The 21,959-nt window shown below is 72.1% G+C and carries 15 protein-coding genes; 4 read left to right on the top strand and 11 right to left on the bottom strand.

The window, feature by feature from the left end; all coding sequences use genetic code 11:
- From ACQEVI_RS00280 to coaE, 3 genes are read right to left on the bottom strand one after another with little or no spacing between them, the layout of a single operon-like run.
- The gene (locus tag ACQEVI_RS00280) at nt 1-1,440 is read right to left on the bottom strand and encodes an NAD(P)/FAD-dependent oxidoreductase (protein WP_432893448.1); all 1,440 of its coding nucleotides are present in this window, start codon (nt 1,438-1,440) and stop codon (nt 1-3) included.
- Between the two features lie 33 nt (nt 1,441-1,473).
- Complete coding sequence (locus ACQEVI_RS00285) at nt 1,474-2,160, bottom strand: pyroglutamyl-peptidase I (RefSeq protein ID WP_432893451.1); 687 nt, start codon at nt 2,158-2,160, stop codon at nt 1,474-1,476.
- A gap of 43 nt (nt 2,161-2,203) precedes the next feature.
- Nucleotides 2,204-2,833 carry a dephospho-CoA kinase gene (gene coaE / locus ACQEVI_RS00290; RefSeq protein WP_432893454.1) on the bottom strand — a complete coding sequence of 210 codons (630 nt, stop codon included), beginning with the start codon at nt 2,831-2,833 and terminating at the stop codon, nt 2,204-2,206.
- Nucleotides 2,834-3,081: 248 nt separating this feature from the next.
- On the opposite strand from coaE, the gene ACQEVI_RS00295 reads away from it, so the two are divergent.
- Nucleotides 3,082-4,071, top strand: coding sequence for an alpha/beta hydrolase (locus ACQEVI_RS00295; RefSeq protein WP_432893457.1), 990 nt, complete (start codon nt 3,082-3,084; stop codon nt 4,069-4,071).
- 11 nt (nt 4,072-4,082) lie between these two features.
- On the opposite strand, the gene ACQEVI_RS00300 is transcribed toward ACQEVI_RS00295, so the two are convergent.
- Nucleotides 4,083-5,315 (bottom strand): cytochrome P450, encoded by a 1,233-nt coding sequence (locus tag ACQEVI_RS00300; RefSeq protein WP_432893460.1) that lies wholly within the window; start codon nt 5,313-5,315, stop codon nt 4,083-4,085.
- Between the two features lie 243 nt (nt 5,316-5,558).
- Here ACQEVI_RS00300 and ACQEVI_RS00305 point away from each other — a divergent pair, with 243 nt between their 5' ends.
- Nucleotides 5,559-7,448: an ABC transporter ATP-binding protein gene (locus ACQEVI_RS00305; RefSeq protein WP_432905724.1), complete on the top strand. Its 1,890-nt coding sequence runs from the start codon at nt 5,559-5,561 to the stop codon at nt 7,446-7,448.
- 33 nt (nt 7,449-7,481) lie between these two features.
- Here the strand turns inward: ACQEVI_RS00305 and ACQEVI_RS00310 are convergent, their stop codons facing one another.
- The 6 genes from ACQEVI_RS00310 to ACQEVI_RS00335 all read right to left on the bottom strand — a co-directional run bounded on the left by ACQEVI_RS00310 (nt 7,482) and on the right by ACQEVI_RS00335 (nt 17,591).
- Nucleotides 7,482-10,229: a tetratricopeptide repeat protein gene (locus ACQEVI_RS00310; RefSeq protein ID WP_432893462.1), complete on the bottom strand. Its 2,748-nt coding sequence runs from the start codon at nt 10,227-10,229 to the stop codon at nt 7,482-7,484.
- Nucleotides 10,230-10,446: 217 nt separating this feature from the next.
- Complete coding sequence (gene rpsA, locus ACQEVI_RS00315; protein WP_432893465.1) at nt 10,447-11,940, bottom strand: 30S ribosomal protein S1; 1,494 nt, start codon at nt 11,938-11,940, stop codon at nt 10,447-10,449.
- A gap of 184 nt (nt 11,941-12,124) precedes the next feature.
- Nucleotides 12,125-13,858, bottom strand: coding sequence for a dipeptide ABC transporter ATP-binding protein (locus tag ACQEVI_RS00320; protein WP_432893472.1), 1,734 nt, complete (start codon nt 13,856-13,858; stop codon nt 12,125-12,127).
- Complete coding sequence (locus ACQEVI_RS00325) at nt 13,855-14,757, bottom strand: ABC transporter permease (RefSeq protein ID WP_432905726.1); 903 nt, start codon at nt 14,755-14,757, stop codon at nt 13,855-13,857. Before ACQEVI_RS00325 ends, ACQEVI_RS00320 begins: the two co-directional genes overlap by 4 nt.
- Before the next feature lie 56 nt (nt 14,758-14,813).
- A complete protein-coding gene (locus ACQEVI_RS00330) occupies nt 14,814-15,821 on the bottom strand; it encodes an ABC transporter permease (RefSeq protein ID WP_432893475.1) in 1,008 nt (335 codons plus the stop codon).
- 123 nt (nt 15,822-15,944) lie between these two features.
- A complete protein-coding gene (locus ACQEVI_RS00335; RefSeq protein WP_432893478.1) occupies nt 15,945-17,591 on the bottom strand; it encodes an ABC transporter substrate-binding protein in 1,647 nt (548 codons plus the stop codon).
- A gap of 227 nt (nt 17,592-17,818) precedes the next feature.
- Between ACQEVI_RS00335 and ACQEVI_RS00340 the strand changes: the two genes are divergently transcribed.
- The gene (locus ACQEVI_RS00340; protein WP_432893481.1) at nt 17,819-18,619 is read left to right on the top strand and encodes a class I SAM-dependent methyltransferase; all 801 of its coding nucleotides are present in this window, start codon (nt 17,819-17,821) and stop codon (nt 18,617-18,619) included.
- Between the two features lie 108 nt (nt 18,620-18,727).
- Here ACQEVI_RS00340 and polA read toward each other — a convergent pair whose 3' ends face one another.
- Nucleotides 18,728-21,457 (bottom strand): DNA polymerase I, encoded by a 2,730-nt coding sequence (gene polA / locus ACQEVI_RS00345; RefSeq protein WP_432893483.1) that lies wholly within the window; start codon nt 21,455-21,457, stop codon nt 18,728-18,730.
- Nucleotides 21,458-21,578: 121 nt separating this feature from the next.
- Here polA and ACQEVI_RS00350 point away from each other — a divergent pair, with 121 nt between their 5' ends.
- A complete protein-coding gene (locus tag ACQEVI_RS00350; RefSeq protein WP_432905729.1) occupies nt 21,579-21,920 on the top strand; it encodes a PaaI family thioesterase in 342 nt (113 codons plus the stop codon).
- The last annotated feature ends 39 nt before the right edge of the window (nt 21,921-21,959 follow it).

Raw genomic sequence — 21,959 nt, forward strand, 5'->3', positions numbered from 1 at the left:
TCACAGCCGGAGCGGCGGGGCGGCGTCGGCGGGTGCGCCCTTCTCGAAGAGCACCGACCGGAGGACCGCGGGCCGGAACAGCTCGGTAGGCGGGGCCATGAGCGCCAGCACCTGACGGAAGGTGGCCTGGACCTCAGGATTGACCCCGCAGCGTTCCTGCACCCTGGCCAGGTACCAGCCCGTGAACCGGTCGCGGAGGGACTGGTTCGCGGCGTTGCCCGTGACGCCCGGACGCGCCTTGTCCGCGCCGGCCGAGATGGCCCAGGCGTGGCCGGAGGCGGCGAGCAGCGCCGCCTGCGTCCTGCGGTTCGAGGACCCGGCGGCGACGCTCTCGTCGAGCGCGACGGCGGCGAGCGCCGCCGTCGACATGCCTTGCCCGAAGACCGGGTTCAGCGCGCACAGCGCGTCACCCGTGACGAGCAGGCCTTCCGGGACCGTCCGGTCGTACGCCCGGCGCACGTTCTCCGTCCTGAGGTACCCGTACACGGGCGAGACCGGCTCGGCCTCGTCGATCCACTGCCTTACCAGGGGGTGCGGCTGGCGGTCGGCCAGCGCCTCGAACGCGCCGGGTGCGGTGGGCAGGGCCTCGCCCCGCGGGGTGGCGAAGGTGACCATGTGGGTGCCCGCGGGCTCGACCGGCACGATCACGGCGCCCATCGTCTCGCCCACCAGGTACACGAGGCGGGCGTCGGTGAGAGCGCCGTCCGTGCCGTCACGGTAGACGCGCGTGGTGTAGCCGATGCCGGACTCGACACGATCCTCGGCGGGCCGGGCCACGCCGAGGCGCTCCAGCCACTCCGGCGTGTGCGAGGACCGCCCGGAGGCGTCGACGACCAGGTCCGCGGCCAGCGTGGTCGGCAGCGTGGTCGGCAGCTGGCTCGGCTCAGCGCCGGCTCGCTCCCCGCCGCGCTCGCGCAGCAGCACACCGGTGACCCGCTCGGCGGTCCCGGTCAGCCCGACGACATCGGTGCCCTGCAGCGCCGTGATCCTCGGGTGCGCCAGGACCCTGGTCCGCACCCCGTGCTCCAGCAGGGGCCGGGTGAGGCACAGCGTCGTGGAGCTCGCGGGTCCTCTCCCGAACCAGCGACCACGCATGTGCTGCAGGTAGTCGGTGGGTGACCGGACCTGGAGCGCCCCGGCGGCCACCAGCTCCGCCTCGAGGCCGGGCAGGAACCGCTCGATGGCCAGCAGCCCGCTCTCCAGCAGGAGGTGGGTGTGCCTGCTCTGCGGCACCCCCTTGCGCGGCTCCGGCCGGTCCGGGTAGCGGTCGCGCTCGACCATCGTCACCCGGCCGGCGTGCCGGGCGAGCGCGACCGCCGCGAGCAGGCCGGCGAGGCTCCCGCCGACGACCACCGCGTGCCCTCTGCCGTCGCCGATGCCGTCGTCGCCGATGCCGTCACCGTGGTCCTGCCGGACCTCGTCCAGCCGCCCGTCACCCACGCGGCACCATCCCTCCCCGATCAGCGAGCACCGTCAGTGCAGCGTGCCGGCGACCTCGACGGTCTCCACCGTCTCGCCGCGGGCCGTGGCGAGCGCCGTACGCGCCACTATCTCCAGGGCGCTGACGAGCGATTCGAGCGGGAGGTGCGGCTCACCGCCGTCCGACAGCGCGGACGCCGCGGCATCTCCCCCGACCTCCTCGGTGGTGCGCGGGACGTGTACGAAGCCGGACAGCACGCCCGGCCGCTCGGCCAGCGCGTGCTGCAGCGCGTAGAACGCGGCGTTGCAGACGTACGTCCCGGCGCTGTACGTGACGCCGGCGGGGATGCCCGCCGCGCGGACGGCGGCGACGGCGGCCTTGGCCGGGAGGGTCGTGAACCGGGCGTCGGGGCCGCCGTCGGCCACCGGGGCGTCGACGGGCTGGGTACCGCCGTTGTCGGGGATCCCGGCGTCCATGAGGTTGATCGCCACCTGCTCTACCCGCACCTGGGTGACCCCGGCGGCCAGGCCCACGGCGAGGACGACGTCCGGCGCGTGCTCGTCGAGCAGCCGCAGCAGCGGGCCGTCGGCCGAGCGGACCTGCTCGAACTCGACCGGCAGGACGGCCGTGACCAGCTCGTCCGGACCCGTCCAGCGTGCCGCGAGGGCCCTTACCGCGTCCCCCGACGAGTTGACGGCGTCACCACCGAACGGTTCGAACCCTGTGACCAGTACCTTCATCGCGCACGCTCCTCACCGGGCCGTGCGGATCACGCCGGCCGGATCACGCGGAGTCAGCCTCCGCCTCCTGCGCGACCTCTTCGGCCACGCGCTGCCACAGGGTATCTACCTGTGCGCGTAGATTGTCCTCGGTCCCCGAACCGTCCAGGGTGAAGTCCGCGACAGCGAGCCGCTCGTCGTCGGCGGCCTGCGACGCGAGCCGGGAGCGCGCGGCCTCCTCGCTCAGCCCGCGTCCCTCGACGAGCCGGCGCACCCGCTGCTCGGCGGGCGTGTGCACCACGACCAGCAGGTGGAAGTGCTCGGCCTGCCCGGTCTCCACCAGCAACGGGATGTCGTGCACGATGACGGCGGTCGGGTCCGCGGCCGCCGACATGGCCTCTCGTTCTGCCGAGAGCCGCCGCACCTCCGGATGCACTATGTCGTTCAGGCGGCTGCGGGCGGCCGCGTCGGCGAAGACCAGGGCGCCGAGCCCCGGCCGGTCGAGGCTGCCGTCCGGCGTCAGGACGACGTCGCCGAACGCCTCGACGATCGCGGCGAGGCCCACCGATCCTGGCGCGACCGCCTCCCGCGCCAGCAGGTCGTGGTCGATGACGACGGCGCCGAGCTCGGCCAGGCGTGCCGTCGCGACCGACTTTCCGGCCGCGATTCCTCCGGTGAGTCCGATGCGGAACATGTTGTCCTCAAGAGCCAGATCTGATGGTCCGCCCAGGCTACCTCCCGCCAGGACGCGTCGCGCGGAGCGGGGAACGGCTACGGCGGTGCGCACCCGGCATGTGACGTGGCCCGCAGTCGACGGGTCCGCGCCGACAGAGCAGCAGCGCGATGGGACGATGGCGCCGTGTGATCACGGTATTGATCGCAGCAACAGATCGACCCAGGGGGCACGGACGTGCGCAAGGCCGGCGAGACGACGATGGCACCATGAGCGGCAGCACGCCCGGCCGCGGGTCCGGGGCCGCCGTCGACGCCGGGCGGCCCGCGTGGCTGACCTGGTCCGTCCGCGCGGTCGCGGCCGCCGGGATCGTCGTCGTGGCGTGGGCCTGCCTGACCGCATGGGGTGCGGTGGTGCACGGTCACCCTGCCTACGCGGTGCTGCTGGGCCTGACCGTCCTGGGCTGCGCGGCGGTCCTCCGGCGCAGCCTCCGGCCGCGCTCCGCCCGCACCGGCCTGCGCCGGGTCCTCGACCTCGTGCTGGTCGCTGGGGGGATCGCATGGGTCGCCGCCATGGCCTGGCTGCGCCCGTTCACGGCCGTCGAGCCGGCGCTGGCCGCCATGGTCTCGGACGACGCTGTCACCGTGACCGAGTCGGCGACGCGCGTCGAGCTCTCCCCGGCCGGGGACGCGGACGGTACCGCCGTCTTCTTCCGCCCCGGGGCCAAGGTCGAGGCCCGGGCCTACGCCGCGATCCTGCGCCCGATGGCCGAGGCGGGGCACACGGTGGTGATCGCCAAGCAGCCGCTCGCCGTCGCGTTCCTCGCGGGCGGAGCGTTCGACGACGCCCGCGCGCAGGTCCCCGCTGCCGAGCGCTGGGTGGTGGGCGGGCACTCGCTCGGCGGCGTCGTCGCCTCGTCGGACGCCGCGGCCGGGTCGGCGGGCGCGGACGAGACCGCGCCCGCCGTCGGCCTGCTCCTGTACGCCTCCTACCCCGCCGAGGACCTCAGCGCGCTGACAGTGGCGGTCGAGTCCGTCTCCGCCTCGCAGGACGGGCTCGCCACGCCCGCCGAGATCGAGGCCTCCCGCCCGAACCTGCCGGCCGGGAGCACCTTCACGGTGGTGGACGGCGCGATCCACGCGTTCTTCGCCGACTACGGCTCACAGCCGGGAGACGGGAACCCGACCATCACCCAGGACGAGGCCCGGTCCCGGATCTCGGCCGTGAGCACGCAGTTCGTCGACTCGCTGAGCGGGTAGCCCGCGGCGGGTCAGACCCGGGCAGGCGTACGCGCGGACTGCCGCTCGGGCGTGAACGCCACGGGCAGCACCGCCGGGTACCGCGACCACGGCGACGGGGCCCAGGTCACCTCGGGATCGGTGAGGCGCAGGTCGAGGCGCTCCATGAGGCTCTCCACGGCGATCTTCACCACCAGCCGCCCCGGACGCCTGGCCGGGCACGCGTGCGGCCCGACACCGAACGACAGGTGGGAGCGGTTGTTCGCCTCGAACAGGTCGTCGGTGGTGCGCACCCGCGGGTCGTTGTTCGCGGCGGCCAGGCCCATGACTATCGCGTCCCCGGCCTGGATCCGCACCCGGCCGAGCGTGCAGTCGGTCACGGCGTACCGGGCCGGCAGGTTGGCGACGGGGGGCTCGCTCCACAGCGTCTCGTCCATCGCGTCGTCCAGGCCGCGGCGCACGCCGGTGACCCGGCCGGTGTACCGGGGGTCGATGAGCATCCGGCGCAGCGTGGCCGCGATCCACGTCACGAGCATCTCGTTGGCCGCGCAGATCGCCACCACCATCGAGTGCACGATCTCCGTGTCGTCCTCGAAGCTCGGGTGCTCGACGAAGCGGGCGGTCAGGTTGTTCCCCGGGTCCTCCCGCGTCGCGATGACGTGGTCGAGCACTATCTGGTCCATGGTGGCCAGCGCCGTCACGGAGTCGCCCCCGTGCCCGAAGATGCCGTGCGCGCACCGCAGGAGGGCGATGCCCTGCCGCTCGTCGAACCCGAACATGCCCGACACCGACAGGAACGAGACCGCCGCGGCGTACCCGCCGATCAGGTCGGCGTGCCCCTGGGCAGCGAAGGAGTCGATCAGCCGGCCGCACACACCGCGCACCATCGCGGCGGTCTGCGCCTCGTCGATGCCCGCGAACGCCTCGTCCACCGGGAGGCGCAGCCGCCGGTGGTCCGCGCCGTCCGCGTAGTACAGCGCGCGTCGTCCGGCCGGGGACAGGATCGCGTGCAGGGTCGAGTCCAGCGGCAGCCGCTCGTTCCAGTGCCGCGGGTTGCGCGCGAAGACGCTCTCCGTGCGCATCACCTCCATGACCTCGGCGTGCCCCAGCACGAGCCAGCCGGGCACTCCGGGCTCCAGGTCGACGGGGGCCACCGGCCCCCACCGCTCCTGCAGCTTCCGCAGTTCTGCGGTCATGTCCTTCGCGCCGGTCAGGTCTACCAGCGCCACGCGACCGCCGCTCCGCTGCGGCTCCAGGTCAGACATGCCCCTCCACCCGTCGATATTCATCGAGTCATCCATCACGAGTCATCCGTCGAAATATAGGGCGACCTGCGTAGACGCCCGATCGTGGGTTTCTATCACGGGCTGCGGAGAACACGTAACACGCGTGTGGTCCAGCTCACTGTCGGCGGACCCGCTACCTTCGGGTCACCTGTGCGTGCGGGGGCGTGCGGAGCGCCCGATTCCGGACGGAACCGGGCCGCGTGCGACGATGCAGTCGTGAGCATGCACGGTGGCGGCGGAAGCATGGGCGGGGGCCGCGCCATGCGGTCGTTCACGCAGGACGGCTCGGTCGCACACGAGCGCCTCGGCCGGGCGACGCTGCGGCGCATAGTGGGTTTCGCCCGTCCCTACCGGGGCCGGCTGATCCTGTTCGTGCTGATCCTGGCCCTGGAGGCCGCCGCGGGCGCCGCCACGCCCTTGCTCTTCCAGCGGATCATCGACCACGGCATCACGGGTGGCGACACCCGCCTCGTCGTCCTGCTCGCCGGCGCCGCGGGGGTGCTCGCGGTCCTGGCCGCCGGGCTGTCCGTGGCGGACCGCCTCGTGTCGTCCCAGGTCGGCGAGGGACTCATCCTCGACCTGCGCATAGCCGTGTTCGACCACGTCCAGCGCATGCCGCTGGCCTTCTTCTCGCGGGCCCGTACGGGCGCGCTCGTGCAGCGCCTCAACGGCGACGTGCTCGGCGCGCAGCGCGCCTTCACGTCGACCCTGCAGACCGTGGTCTCCAACACCCTGACCATCGCCTTCACGCTCGCGGCGATGCTCACCATGTCCTGGGAGCTCACGCTCGGCGCCCTCGTGCTGGTGCCGCTGTTCGTGTTCCCGGCCCGCTGGTTCGGCCGCCGGCTCGCCGTCCTGACCCGCCGCGGCATGGAGGTCGACGCCGACCTGGGCCAGGTCATGAACGAGCGGTTCAACGTGTCCGGCGCGCACCTCGTCAAGGTCTTCGGCGATCCCGCCACCGAGTCGGAGCGGTTCGCCGAGCCCGCCCGCGAGCGCCGCGACCTGGGCGTCCGGACGGCGCTGCTCGGCACCTGGTTCCGCGTGGGGTTGTCGACCATCGCGTCCCTGGCCGTGGCGGGCGTGTACGGGCTGGGCGGGCTGCAGGCCATCGCGGGCGAGCTCACGGTCGGCACGGTCGTGGCGCTCGCCACGTACCTCACACGTCTGTACGGGCCGCTGACGGCGATGGCGAACGTCCAGGTCGACGTGATGACGGCGCTCGTCTCGTTCGAGCGGGTGCTGGAGGTGCTGGACCTGGAACCGTCGGTCGCCGAGAAGCCGGACGCCGTCGACCTGCGGGCCGCCGTCGCCGCCCGGGGCGCCTCGATCTCGCTGGCGGACGTGACGTTCCGGTACCCCCGGGCGGAGGAGGTGTCGCTCGCCTCCCTGGAGTCGGTGGCGGGGCCGCGCAAGGATCCGACGGCGGACACGCTGATGGACGTCTCGTTCGAGGTCCCGGCAGGCTCCATGGTGGCGCTCGTCGGCCCGTCCGGGGCGGGCAAGACCACGATCTCGCAGCTGGTCAGCCGCATGTACGACCCGACGTCGGGCGCGGTGCGCATCGCCGGGACCGACCTGCGCTCCGTTACATTCGCGTCGCTGCGGGCCACCGTTGGCGTCGTCTCGCAGGACGCCCACCTGTTCCACGACACGATGTCCGCGAACCTGCGGTTCGTGCGCCCGGAGGCGACGGACGCGGACCTGGAGCGGGTGCTGCGCCAGGCCCGCATCTGGGACCTCGTCGACCGGCTGCCCGAGGGCCTGGAGACCGTGGTGGGCGACCGCGGCTACCGGCTGTCCGGCGGTGAGCGGCAGCGCCTCGCGATCGCGCGCCTGCTGCTCAAGGCGCCCGACGTGGTGGTGCTCGACGAGGCCACCGCGCACCTCGACTCGGAGTCCGAGGCCGCCGTGCAGGTAGCGCTCGACGAGGCCCTCGCCGGGCGGACGTCGCTGGTCATCGCCCACCGGCTGTCCACGGTACGCGCGGCGGACCGCATAGTGGTGCTCGCCGAGGGGCGGGTGGCCGAGGCGGGCACGCACCTGGAGCTCATCGCCGCCGGGGGCCTGTACGCCGACCTGTACCGGACGCAGTTCGCCGCGTCCGCCTGACCAGCGGTTCAGCGGTTCAGCGGTTCGAGAGGTTCAGCGGTTCGGTAGGGACGTCGGGTTCCGGATCGCCGCGTCGATCCGTGCGAGCACCGCCCGCGACCGCTCGAGCTCGGACAGGTACCGCTCGGGCAGGTCGGCGGCGAGCCGGCGGCGCATGTCGACCGCCTCCCGCGCGTGCCCCAGCGCGGCCACGTTGTCGCCGGCCGCGCTCATCGCGCTGGCCAGGTTGGAGAGCGCGAGGGCCAGGTCGGGCCGGTGCTTGTCCGGGTTCTCGAGGACGAGCTGGCGGCGCATCGTCACCGCCTCCCGCATCGGCGGCAGCGCGTCGGCGGCCCGGTCGAGGTCGAGCAGGGTGGCCCCCAGGTTCGCGAGCGCCTCCGCGAGACCCGTGCGGTACTTCTCCGGCTGCTCCCGCACGAGCCGGCGGAGCATGTCGACAGCCTCCTGCGTGGGCCGCAGCGCCTCGTCGAACCGGCCGAGGTCGGCGTACCGCACGCCCAGGTTGGACAGGGACTGTGCGAGGTACTTCAGGGACCGGGCGTTCCCGCCGGCCAGGCCGCGGCGGATGGCCACCGCCTCCTCCTCCAGCAGCACCGCCTCGTCGTACCTGCCGCGCCGGGCCAGGGTGACGCCGAGGTTGGACAGCGAGTGCGCGAGGTAGTGCAGGTACCGGTCGGGGTGCTCGGCGGCGAGGTCGCGCCGGATCTCCAGCGCCTCCCGCTCCAGCCGGAGCGACTCGTCGGCGCGGCCGGTGGTCGAGTACAGCGCACCGAGCGCCGAGAGCGCGCCGGCGAGGTCGGGGCGGGTCCCGCGCGCGTTCTCCTTGGCGAGGCGGCGCTGGAGCTCCAGCGCCTCCACGAGCACCACGCCCGCCTCCTCGTAGCGCCCGAGGGCCTCCAGGGTGGTGCCGAGCTGGCCGAGCGACCAGGCCAGCTCCCCGAGGCGCTCGGGACGGGCTGCGGCGAGCCTGCGGCGGATAGCCACCGCCTCGGCGTTCGCGGGCAGCGCGTCCTCCGGCCGCCCGCTCTCGGTGAGGGCCTCGAAGTTGCCCAGCACCGCGGCGACCTGCGGCTCGTACTGGACGGGGTCGCCCTCCGCGAGGCGGCGGTAGATCTCGAGCGACGCCCGCTGCGCCACCTCGATCTCGCCGACCCGGCCGAGCTCGGTGTAGGACACCCCCGCGTTCTGCAGGGCGTGTGCGTGCTCGGCGTCCGCCCACAGCCCGTCGCCCGGGGGAAACTGGCGGCACAGGGTGATCACCTCCTCCTGCACGGCGAGGGCGTCGCCGTGCCTGCCCACGGCCCGGTACCCCGTCCCGAGGTTGTTCAGGGCCGCGCACAGCGCCGGCCGGTACCGGTTCTCGTCGCCCCAGACGAGGCCGCGCCACAGACCCACCGCCTCCTGCAGCGCGCCGATCGCGCCGTCGGGCTCGCCCTCGGCGATCAGCACCATGCCGAGATCGGTCAGCGCCTCACCGTGCTCGGCATCGCTGCCGGTGTTCCGGGCGACGTCCGCCACCCGGTGCGTGAGTCGGTCGAGCACCGGCACGGCCAGGGGCCCCGACGGGCGCGGCAGCCGGCGGGAGGCCCGCATCAGCGCCGGCAGGTCCGTCGCCCGTCCGGCGGGCAGGGCGGATGCCGCGGCCGCGACGAGCTCGCCGGTGACGTCGCGCTCGGCGACCGGCCGGTCGAGACCCATCTCGGTCGCGAACGCCAGTATCGCGAACGCCTCTCCCGGCGCGAGGTCGCGCGTGCAGGCGGCGGTGAGCTCCTCCGACGCCGCCAGGGTGCGCGAGACGAGCAGCTCCGCCAGCCGCGGGACCGCCGGCAGGTGCGCGCGGACCCACGCCACGGCGTCCGCCGTCGGGCCCGCGACGGGCTCCGCGCCGGCGCGGCGCAGTGCGGCTCGGATGCCCTCGTCCGTGGGGTCGCCGAGCAGGGTCGCCACCACGAGTGCCGCCTCGGCGGCGCCGGGCGCGAACCCCGCGTCCGCGTCCGAGCCCGCCCACCGGGCGCGTTCGTGGTCGAGCACCAGGTCGAGCGCGCCCGCCGGGTCGACGACGTCGTCGCCGCCGTCGAGCACCGTCGCCAGCGCGGCCGCGTGCAGATCGAGCGCACGGACCTGCTGGTCGGGCTCCGCCTGGAACCGCAGCCGCGGGACCGGGCGGCCCAGCGCTCTGGCGAAGCGCGCGGCCGCCGCCTCGACGAGCGCGCGATAGTCGCCAGAACGCTCGATCTCCAGCCCGAGCGCGGGGTCGAAGGCGACGTCGAGGGTCCGGTCGAGGGCCGGCTCCAGCGCCATCTGGGTGACCGACGGCGTCCGGCCGGCCCACAACGGGCTGGTCCACCGCTCCCTGCGCCACCACTGCCCGCCGCTGCGGGCGGTGCACAGGACGCGCAGGCGACCGCGCGGCCGGGTGGACCCGATGGCGTCGAGCATCGCGGACAGGCCGGGCCGGGACGCGGCGTCGTCGACGACCAGCAGGACGCGGCGCGTGTCCGCGGCTGCCAGGACCGCGGCGGCCTCCGCACCCCGCGGCACGTGCACCACCGTCCATCCGGTACGCCGGAGGCTCTTGCCGAGCTCGAGCACGAGGCGCGTCTTGCCCACACCACCGAGCCCGCACAGCAGCCGTAGCGCCACCGGTTCCCGCGACCGCACCCACGACCGCAGCTCCGCCAGCTCCCGCCCGCGGCCCATGAACGGCACCACCGCCCGCTCGGGCTCGAGGAGAGCGGCTGGGCTCGTGCCCCGCGTCTCGTCGGGTCCGGGTCGGCTCATGGGGAGTCATCCAACAACACCTCGGTCCGTCTGACCAGCACGCCTGTGATACGCCAGGAAGCCGTGCGGAACGGCATCACCCCAGGTCAGCGGCCTGAGATCGGTCACGGGGCCAGGCACCGCACCGCATCATGAAAACGCCCGCTGCCCACCCAGGGAACGACGACGGCCCGCCGCCCCCGAGGGGGCGACGGGCCGTCGATCAGATCAGCTCAGATCAGTTACCCGTGAGCTTCTCGCGAAGCGCGGCGAGCGCCTCGTCCGAGGCCAGCGTGCCGCCGACCTCCTCGACCGGAGCCGAGGAGTAGGTGGTGGAGCTGCTGCTGCCGCTGCTGCTACCGCCACCGGCCGCGGCCGCGGGGGCCTCGGTCGCCTCGGTGTCCGCGGTGAGCGCCTCGGCGACCTGCTTGCGGTGCGCGGTCCAGCGCTCGTGCGCCTTGGCGTACTCCGCCTCCCACGCCTCGCGCTGGGTCTCGAAGCCCTCGAGCCACTCGTTGGTCTCCGGGTCGAAGCCGTCCGGGTACTTGTAGTTCCCGGCGTCGTCGTACTCGGCGGCCATGCCGTACAGCGCGGGGTCGAAGTCCTCGGACTCCGGGTCCACGCCCTCGTTGGCCTGCTTGAGCGACAGCGAGATCCGGCGACGCTCCAGGTCGATGTCGATGACCTTGACGAAGACCTCGGCACCGACGGTGACGACCTGCTCGGGCAGCTCGACGTGGCGCACGGCCAGCTCCGAGATGTGGACCAGGCCCTCGATGCCGTCCTCGACGCGGACGAACGCACCGAACGGGACGAGCTTGGTGACCTTACCCGGCACGACCTGACCGATGGCGTGCGTACGGGCGAAGGTCTGCCACGGGTCCTCCTGCGTCGCCTTCAGCGACAGGGAGACACGCTCGCGGTCGAAGTCGACGTCGAGCACCTCGACCGTGACCTCCTGGCCGACCTCGACGACCTCGGACGGGTGGTCGATGTGCTTCCAGGACAGCTCCGAGACGTGCACCAGACCGTCGACGCCGCCGAGGTCCACGAACGCACCGAAGTTGACGATCGAGGAGACGACGCCCGGGCGCACCTGGCCCTTCTGCAGCGTCTGCAGGAAGGTGGAACGAACCTCGGACTGCGTCTGCTCGAGCCAGGCACGGCGCGACAGCACGACGTTGTTCCGGTTCTTGTCGAGCTCGATGATCTTGGCCTCGATCTCCTTGCCGACGTACGGCTGGAGGTCGCGGACGCGACGCATCTCCACGAGGGAGGCGGGGAGGAAGCCGCGCAGGCCGATGTCGAGGATGAGGCCGCCCTTGACGACCTCGATGACGGTGCCGGTGACGACGCCGTCCTCTTCCTTGATCTTCTCGATCGTGCCCCAGGCGCGCTCGTACTGTGCGCGCTTCTTGGACAGGATCAGGCGGCCTTCCTTGTCCTCCTTCTGGAGGACCAGGGCCTCGACGGCGTCACCGACGGCGACAACCTCGCCAGGGTCGACGTCGTGCTTGATCGAGAGCTCCCGGGACGGGATCACACCCTCGGTCTTGTAGCCGATGTCGAGAAGGACCTCGTCGCGGTCCACCTTGACGATCGTGCCTTCGACGATGTCCCCATCGTTGAAGTACTTGATGGTGGCGTCGATGGCAGCAAGGAAGTCCTCCTCGGTGCCGATGTCATTGATGGCAACCTGGGGTGCGGACTTCGCGGGGGTGGAGATGGTCATTGAGTTCGATGCTCCGATGCGGACATGGCGTAGTAAGGACAGGGTCTGTTTGAGCTCTGCTGATGCTGTGCTCGTGAGGTGCCGACGATCGCCAAAAGGCGCACGGCACCGCCAGTCATCCTAGTGGCGTCGCAGCGCCCTGGTCAACGCGAGCCAGGGCGCTGCGAGCCGCCCGTGCGAGCCCTCAGAGGGCGAGCTCCAGGTCCTTGCCCGGGATGGCGTCGAGCAGGGCCCGCGTGTAGGCGGTGGCGGGCGAGTCGAAGACCGAGTCGACGGTCCCCTCCTCGACCACTCGACCGTTCTGCATCACCAGCACCCGGTCGGCGATCTGCCGCACGACGGCGAGGTCGTGCGTGATGAAGAGGTAGGTCAGCCCCAGCTCCTCCTGGAGACCGGCGAGGAGCTGCAGGATCTGTGCCTGCACCACCACGTCGAGCGCCGAGACCGCCTCGTCGCAGACCACGAGCTCGGGCGACAGCGCGAGAGCGCGGGCGATCGCCACACGCTGGCGCTGGCCGCCGGACAGCTCCGAGGGGAACCGCTGCAGCTGGCCCTTGCTGAGCGCCACCTGGTCGGCGAGCTCCTCCACCCGGGCCCGGCGGGCCGCGGCGTCACCGTAGGAGTGCGCGCGCAGCGGCTCCTCGATCGCGCGGTACACCGAGTACAGCGGGTCGAGCGACGAGTAGGGGTCCTGGAACACGGGCTGGACCCGGCGCCGGTAGGCGATCTGGTCGCGGTGGTTGCCCGCGCCGACGAGGCCGCCGTCGAACACGATCGAGCCGGTGGTCGGCTTCTCGATGTCCAGGATCATCCGGGCGAGCGTCGACTTGCCCGAACCCGACTCCCCCACCACGGCCACCGTGGAGCCGCGCGGTATGTCGAGGCTCACGCCGTCGACCGCCGTGAAGTCCTTGGCACGGGAGAACAAGCCGTTGCCGCGGATGGAGAAGACCTTGCTCACGTCCTTGACGGAAACCAGCACGTCGGCCTCCGCCGAGCCCTCGGCGGCCACGTCCTCGCCGTGGGCCAGCAGCGCGTCGTCCAGCACGTCCTCCAGGCCGCGCTCGCGCGCGATCTCGATGCGCCGCGAGGCGAGCGACGGCGCGGCCGCCATGAGGCGCTTGGTGTACTCGTGCTGCGGGTCGGAGAGGACCTGGCGCGCAGGGCCCTGCTCGACGATGTCGCCGCGGTACATGACCACGACGACGTCGGCACGCTCGGCCGCGAGGCCCAGGTCGTGCGTGATGAGCAGCACCGCCGTGCCGAGCTCCTCGGTCAGCCCGGAGAGCTGGTCGAGGATGCCGCGCTGCACGGTCACGTCGAGCGCCGACGTCGGCTCGTCCGCCACCAGCAGCGCGGGGCGGCCCGACAGGCCCATGGCGATGAGCGCACGCTGGCGCATGCCGCCGGAGAACTCGTGCGGGTACTGGCTCGCCCGGCGCCGCGCGTCCGGCAGGCCGACCTCGTCGAGCAGCTCGACCGTGCGGGTTCGGGCGTCCCGTCGGGTGCGCAGACCGTTGTCGATCAGACCCTCGTCGATCTGCTGCCCGATCCGCATGATCGGGTCGAGGTTGGTCATCGGGTCCTGCGGCACGAGGCCGAGCTCGGTGCCGCGCAGCTGCGCCATGCGCTGCGGGCTGACCTTGCCCAGGTCCTCGTCCTTGAACCAGATGTGCCCCTCGGCCACTGAGCCGTTGCTGGCGAGCAGGCCGAGGACGGCCATGGCCAGCGTGGTCTTGCCGGAACCCGACTCCCCCACGATCGCGACGGTCTGGCCGCGCCGGACGGTCAGGTTCGCATTCGCCACGGCGCGTGCCGCGCCGTTCTCGGTGCGGAAGTCGACGCTCAGGTCCTCGACGCGCAGGACGACGTCGGCGGCCGCGGCGTCGGAGATCTTCTGCTCAGGGGTGTCGCTCATTTTCGGGTCCTGTTCCGGGGGTCGAGGGCCTCGCGCAGGCTCTCGCCCACGAGGGTGAAGCCGAGGGCCGTCACGGCGATGCAGATACCGGGCAGGATCGCCAGGCGCGGCGCGACCGCCAGCTCCTGCTGCGCGGCCGTCAGCATGCGGCCCCACTCGGCGGTGGAGGGCTCGCCGCCACCCAGGCCGAGGAAGGACAGCGCCGCCGCCTCGATCACTGCCGTGGCCAGGGTCAGCGTCGCCTGCACGATGACGGGGCCCACGCTGTTGGGCAGCACGTGGCTCATGGTCACCGAGCGCCGGCTCAGGCCCAGGGCGGACGCGGCCAGCACGTAGTCCTGACCCCGCTGCGCGAGCATCGAGCCGCGCAGCAGGCGGGCGAAGATCGGGATCTGCACCACACCGATGGCGACGATGACCGACATCGAGGACTGGCCCGCGATCGCGGCGATCGAGACGGCCAGGAGCAGCGACGGCACGGACAGCATCAGGTCCACCAGGCGCATCGCGGCGAAGTCGACCCACTTGCCGAACCAGCCCGCGAGCAGGCCCAGCGCCATGCCGCCGGCCAGGCCGAACAGCGTGGACAGGACGCCCACCAGGAGCGATGCGCGCGCGCCCCAGATCAGCTTGCTCAGCACGTCACCGCCGTAGCGGTCCAGGCCCAGCGGGTACTCGGCCGACGGTCCGGGGATCATCGTCGGGCGCACCTCGGCACGGCCCGGCAGCTCGTGCGGGCCGTACGGGGCGAGCAGCGGCGCGAGCAGCGCGATCAGCACGAACGCGGCGACGATGGCAGCGCCGATGATGGCGACGGGGTTCTTGCGCAGCGTGCGCCAGGCACGCGCCCAGACACCCTCGCCGCCGTGGTCGGCGCCGCCGGGTCCGTCGCCGTGGATGCTGGTGTGGAGCGGCTGGGCAGCCACCCCGTCGGTCACAGGAAGCTCGTTGGCACTCACTGCTGCCTCCTCAGCCGGGGGTCGATCAGCCCGTACGACACGTCGACGAACAGATTCACGAGGGCGTACACGATCGCGATCATCAGGACGAAGCCCTGCATGACCGGGTAGTCGGCGTTGAACACGGCCTCGGCGAGGAACGAGCCGATGCCGGCGAAGGCGAACACCGTCTCGGTCAGGACGGCGCCCGAGAGCAGCAGGCCCACCTGCAGGCCGATCGTCGTCAGCACCGGGAGCATCGCGTTCTTCAGGATGTGCTCGCCGCGCAGCCGTGCGGGCTTGATGCCCTTCGCGCGGGCCGTGCGGACGTAGTCGGCGTTCTGCACCTCGGACACCGCGGCGCGGGTCATCCGCGCGACGATCGCCAGCGGGATCGTGCCGAGCGCGATGCCCGGCAGGATCAGGTGCACCAGCGCGTCCCATGCGGCGTCCCACTCACCGGTGAGCAGTCCGTCCAGCACGTAGAAGTTCGTCGGGTGCGTGGCGATCATCGTCGGGTCCTGCCGCCCCGTGGAGGGGAACCAGCCCAGCTCCACGGCGAACAGGTACTTCAGGATGAAGGCGAGGAAGAACACCGGCACGGTGACGCCGATCAGCGACACGACGACCGACGAGTGGTCGATGATCGAGCCGGCCCGACGAGCGGCGACGTAGCCGAGCGGGATGCCGATGCCGATCGCGATGATCAGCGCGACCACGGTGAGCTCGATCGTCGCGGGGAAGCGCGTGATGAACTCGTCCAGCACCGGACGGCCGGTCCGGGTGGAGACACCGAAGTCTCCCGTCAGCAGACGGCCCAGGTACTTGAAGTACTGGATGTGCAACGGCTGGTCGAAGCCGTACAGGGTGTTGATACGAGCGACGGCCTCGGGTGTGGCCCGCTCGCCCAGCAGGGCGGTCGCGGGGCCGCCGGGCAGCGCCCGGACCCACGCGAACAACAGCACCGACAGCCCTAGGAGCAGCGGTATCAGGAGCAGCAACCGCTGCACGATGAGGCGGAGCATACCTATCCTCAGGAAGATCCTTGAAAGTCACGGACAAGCGGTCGGGGCGCGGCAGGTGCCGCGCCCCGACCTGAGCACTTCACCCTAAGGCGCGATGCGCCCTAGGTGTGTCACCGGGTTCCCTTACTCCGAGAACGTGATGACGCTGTAGACCTCGTCCTGCACCGGCGAGACCGGGTAGCCCTGGACCTGCTCCGTGAAGGCGAGCGACGGCACCGGGCTGGCGAGCGGCACGCCCGGCAGGAACTCCATCACGGCCTCGTTCGCGGCCTGGTACTGGGCCTCCTGCTGGTCGACGTCGGCGTACCGCGCGTCGCTCAGGCTCTGGAAGAGGTCGGGGTCGTCGAAGCCCCACTCGGACGACTCGGAGCCGAAGAAGGTGCCGACGAAGTTGTAGGTGTCGTTGTAGTCACCCGTCCAGCCGAGCAGGTGCAGCCCGTGGTTCTCGCTGCCCTGGATGGTGTCGAGGTAGGTAGGGCTCCACGGCTCCGGCGTCGCCGTCACCGTGATGCCGACCTCCTCGAGGTCTGCCGAGATGGCCTCGTAGATCGCCGCGGCGTCCGGCATGTACGGACGCGAGACGTCGGTCGGGTAGTTGAACTCGAGCTCGAGGTTCTCCTGACCGGCCTCCTTGAGGAGCTCCTTGGCCTTCTCCTGGTCGAACTCGTAGGTGGCCACGTCATCGCTGTAGCCCGACACGGTGGAGGGGACGAACTGGGTGGCGACCTCGGTGCCCTCGGGCAGCGCGGCGGCGACCAACGCCTCCTTGTCGATCGCGTGGGCGATCGCCTGACGCACCTTCGGGTCGTCCAGCGGCTTCTGCTTCTGGTTCATGCCCAGGTACAGGATGTTGAACGGGTCGCGGTTCAGGATCTGGTAGCCCGACCCCGCGAGGGCGTCGACGTCGGCCGGGGCGACCAGGTCGTAGCCGTCGATGTCGCCGGCCTCGAGCGCCTGGCGACGTGCGGTGCCCTCGGCGATCACCGTGAAGACGATGTTCTTGACGTCCAGGATCTCGTCCCAGTACCCGTCGAACGCGGCGAGGGTGACCGACTCGCCGGCCTTCCACTCCTTGAACGTGTACGGGCCGGTGCCGACCGGGTGCGCCTTGGCGTACTCGGAGAGCTCAGGAGCGTCCTCCGCGCCGCCGATCTCGTCCGCGCTGAACTCCTCGAGCGCCGTGGGCGACTGCATGGAGAACGACGGCAACGAGAGCGCCGGGACCAGCTCGGGCAGGGGGCTCTTCAGCGTGACGACGGCCGTCGTCGCGTCCGAGGCCGCGCACGAGTCGTACTTGCCGTTCTCGCCCTGACCACCGAACACGTGCGTGTAGTAGTACGACAGCGACTCGGACGCGGCCAGGCCGGTCCAGTTCGCCCAGCGGTCGAAGTTGAAGCACACGGCCTCGGCGTCGAAGTCCGTGTCGTCGTGGAACTTCACGCCCTCCTTGAGGTGGAAGGTGTACTCCAGGCCGTTCTCGCTGATGTCCCAGCTCTCGGCGAGCAGGGGGGCGGGGTCTGCGGTGCCGGGCTCGACTCCGACGAGGCCCTCGAAGATCTGGCGTGCGACCCGGAACGACTCGCCGTCACTGGCGAACGCGGGGTCGAGCGATCCGGGGTCTGCGGACGCGGCGAACACGAAGGTGTCCTTGCCGCCGCCCTCGCCGCTGCCCTCGGGGTCCCGCTCGCTGGCGACACATCCACTCAGAGCCACTGCGAGCGCAGTCACCAGGGTGACGCCGCCCGCAAGGCGCGTAGCGCGTCGACGCATGGCACTCTCCTTCCTCGGGCGCACCGGCGGGCCCGGGTTCGGACAAGACGGCGCGCAGACTTATTGGGGCTGACCTTAGGAGCGTTCTCGTTGCCTGCGTATTTCGCTTCCCTGACCGGAATCCAATCGTGACCCTTTTGTTATGGCCGCTCCTGTGGTATTCGCCAGCGACTCATAGACACAGCCGTACGAATCCATAGGAAGCAGACAGGGGCGATGATTGCCTCGTGAGCGATGACCAGCCCGTGTCCTTCGGCTACCGCGACCTGCCTGACGACGCCGGGGCCGCCCGGGCGTGGTGGGACGCCAACGCCGACGAGTACCTCGACGAGCACCGCGACTTCCTCGGCGACGCCGGGTTCCGCTGGGGTCCCGAGGGCCTGACCGAGGCGGAGGCCGGCCTCCTGGGCGACGTCGACGGGCGCGACGTGCTGGAGGTGGGGGCCGGAGCCGCGCACTGCTCGCGCTGGCTCGCCTCCCGCGGTGCCCGGGCCGTCGCCAGCGACTACTCGGCGGGCATGCTGGCCGGAGCGGAGCGCCTCGACGCCGCCACGGGCGTCGTCGTGCCGCGGGTGCAGGCGGACGCCCGGGCGCTGCCGTTCGCGGACGCCTCGTTCGACATCGTCTTCACGTCCTTCGGCGCGCTGCCGTTCGTGCCCGACGCCGTCCCGGTGCACCGGGAGACCGCTCGCGTGCTGCGCCCCGGCGGGCGCTGGGTGTTCTCCGTGACGCATCCCCTGCGGTGGGCGTTCCCCGACGACCCGACGCTGCGCGGCCTGACGGCGTCGCGCTCGTACTTCGACCGCCGCCCGTACGTCGAGGCCGACGCCGCCGGCCGGGTCCTGTACGCGGAGTACCACCGCACCGTGGGCGACCACGTGCGCGACGTCGCCGCCGCGGGCCTGCGCCTGACGAACCTGGTCGAGCCGGAGTGGCCGGAGTGGAACGACCAGGTCTGGGGCGGCTGGGGGCCGGAGCGCGGCCGCTACCTCCCGGGCACGGCAGTCTTCGTGACGCTCAAGGCCTGACCACTCGTTGAGTGCTGGCTATTTGTGGGCCGGAGCCTCCAGACCTCACAAATAGCCAGCACTCAACGGCGGGGGCAGTGGCACAGCGGGGGCAGTGGCACGGCGGGGTCAGTGGCCCGCCTCGTGCCAGGTGGCGCCCGTGCCCACCGAGACGTCGAGCGGGACGGTGAGCTCGTAGGCCGCGCCCATCTCGCTGCGCAGCACCTCCTCCGCGGCCTCCCGCTCACCCGGGAACACCTCGAGCACGAGCTCGTCGTGCACCTGGAGCAGCAGGCGGGAGGAGAGCCCCCGTTCGTCCAGCGCGGTCTGCACCTTGAGCATCGCGAGCTTGATGATGTCGGCGGCGCTGCCCTGGATCGGCGCGTTGAGCGCCATCCGCTCGGCCATCTGCCGGCGCTGCCGGTTGTCGCTCGTGAGGTCGGGCAGGTAGCGGCGCCGGCCCAGGATCGTCGCGGTGTACCCGGTCGCCCGGGCCTCCTCGACCACTCCGGACAGGTAGTCGCGCACGCCGCCGAACCGCTCGAAGTAGTCGTCCATGAGCGTCTGCGCCTCGCCCGTGGCGATGTTGAGCTGCTGGGACAGGCCGAAGGCGCTCAGTCCGTAGGCCAGGCCGTACGACATGGCCTTGATCTTGGAGCGCATCTCGGCGGTCACGCCGGCGGGCTCCACCTCGAACACGCGCGAGCCCACGTACCGGTGCAGGTCCTCCCCCGAGTTGAACGCCTCGATCAGGCCCTCGTCGCCCGACAGGTGCGCCATGATCCGCATCTCGATCTGGCTGTAGTCGGCGGTCAGCAGCGACTCGTAGCCCTCGCCGACCTGGAACGCCCGCCGGATCTGCCGGCCCGCCTCGGTGCGGATCGGGATGTTCTGCAGGTTCGGGTCGGTCGAGCTGAGTCGGCCCGTCGCGGCGATGGTCTGCTGGAACGTGGTGTGGATGCGCCCGTCGGGAGCCACCGACCGGAGCAGCCCCTCGACGGTGGTGCGCAGGCGCGACACGTCGCGGTGCGCGAGCAGGTGGGCCAGGAACGGGTGCTCCGTCTTGACGAACAGGTCCTGCAGGCTCGCCGCGTCGGTCGTGTACCCGGTCTTGATCTTCTTGGTCTTGGGCATGCCCAGCTGGTCGAACAGCACCTCTTGCAGCTGCTTGGGGCTGCCGAGGTTCACCTCGCGGTCGATCACGGCGTACGCCTCGGCCGCGGCGTCGGCGACCCCCTGCGCGAACTGCTTCTCCAGGCCGGTCAGGTACTGCGTGTCGGCGGCGATGCCGATGCGCTCCATCCGCGCCAGCACGCCGGACAACGGCAGCTCGACGTCGTCCAGCAGGTGGGTGGCGCCGCGGTCGGCGAGCTCGCCCTCCAGGGCGGCCGCCAGCTCGGCCACGCCGTGGGCCCGCACCGCCTCGGCCTGCCCCTCGGACTCGCCTTCGAGCGAGAGGTCCAGGGCGCCCTGGGCGCCCTCTGCCTGTGCGATCTTGAGCTCGCGGCCGAGGTGCCGCACCGCGAGATCGCCCAGGTCGTAGCCGCGCTGGTCCGGGTAGCACAGGTAGGCGGCAAGCTCGGTGTCGAAGACGACGCCCGCGAGGTCCATGCTCCGCGCGGCGAGCATGTGCGCGGCGGCCTTCGCCCCGTGCAGGGTCTTGGGCGCCGCGGGGTCGGCCAGCCAGGACGCGAGGGCCTTCTCGTCGTCGGGCCCGAGCTGCGTCAGGTCGAGGTAGGCGGCCTCGCCGTCCGGCTCTGCCACAGCCACGGCCCAGGCGTCCCCGCCGCCGGCCACGGTCGTGCCGGCCACGTCGACGCCCACGCGCTCCGAGCGGGCGGCGAGCCAGGCGCCGAGGGCGCCCGGGGCGACGTCGGCCAGGTCGAGCTCGATCCCGGGGGCCGCAGGGGTCTCCTCGGCGGCCGCTCCCGCGGGGTCGACGGCGAGGAGCCGGTCGCGCAGCTGGCCGAACTGCAGGGTGTCCGAGACGAGGTGCACCGCCTCCCGGTCGAAGCCCTCCAGGGCGAGGTCGGCCACGCCGAGCGGCAGCTCGACGTCGGTCAGGAGAGCGTTCAGCTCGCGGTTGACCCGGACCTGGTCCAGGTTCGCGCGCAGGCTCTCGCCGGCCTTGCCCTTGACATCGTCGGCGGCGTCCAGCAGGGCCGCCAGGCCGCCGTACGCGGTGATCCACTTGGCGGCGGTCTTGGGCCCGACGCCGGGTACGCCCGGCAGGTTGTCGCTGGTCTCGCCGACGAGCGCCGCGAGGTCCGGGTAGCGCTCAGGGGGCAGGCCGTACTTGGCCTCGACCGCCGCCGGGTCCATGCGGGCCAGCTCGGACACGCCCTTCTTGGGGTACAGGACGGTGACGTCGCCGTTCACCAGCTGCAGCGTGTCGCGGTCACCCGAGCACACCAGCACCTCCATGCCTGCGGCCCGGGCCTGCACGGCGAGGGTCGCCAGGATGTCGTCGGCCTCGATGCCGGCGAGCTCGATCGAGGAGACGTGCAGCGCGTCGAGCACCTCCTTGATGAGCGGGACCTGCCCCTTGAACGCGTCCGGCGTGGCGTCCCGCGTGCCCTTGTACGCGGGGAACTTCTCGGTGCGGAAGGTGACGCGGCCGGCGTCGAACGCCACGCCGAGGTGCGTGGGCTGCTCGTCGCGCAACAGGTTCGTCAGCATCGACGTGAAGCCGTAGACGGCGTTGGTGATCTGTCCTGAGCTGGTCGCGAGGGTGTCGGGCAGCGCGTAGAACGCCCGATAGGCCATGGAATGGCCATCGATCAGCAGGAGACGGGGGCGGCCCGAGGAAGGCTTGTCCGGAGTACGGCTTGGCACGGTGGAGGTCACGCCTGACAACATAGCCCGCATGACTGACACGAGCGCTTCCGCTGCGCCTTCCGAGCCCACGACCGACGAGCCGGCGATCGACTGGAGAGCCCTGTACGCCGGAGCGGACACGACGGGCACGCTCTTCGAGCGGATGGAGATGGAGCTGCTGGAGGTCGCGCCGGACCGCGCGGTCGGGCGGATCCCGGTCAAGGGCAACACCCAGCCGGCCGGGCTGCTGCACGGTGGCGCCTCCGTGGTCCTCGCCGAGACGCTCGGCTCGCTCGCGGCGCAGGCGCACGCGGGTCCGGGCAAGCAGACGGTGGGCATCGAGGTCAGCGCCACGCACCACCGCGGGGCCCGGGAGGGCTACGTCACGGGTACGGCGACCGCTGTCCACCTGGGCCGCACGACGGCGTCGTACGAGATCGCCATCACCGACGACGCGGGCAAGCGGGTGTGCACGGCACGCCTCACCTGCATGATCCTCGGCTGACGAACACCCTCGACTGACAGACCAGCGCCGAAGAACCGG

The sequence above is a fragment of the Promicromonospora sp. CA-289599 genome (genome assembly GCF_050936155.1).
Classification (GTDB): Bacteria; Actinomycetota; Actinomycetes; order Actinomycetales; family Cellulomonadaceae; genus Promicromonospora.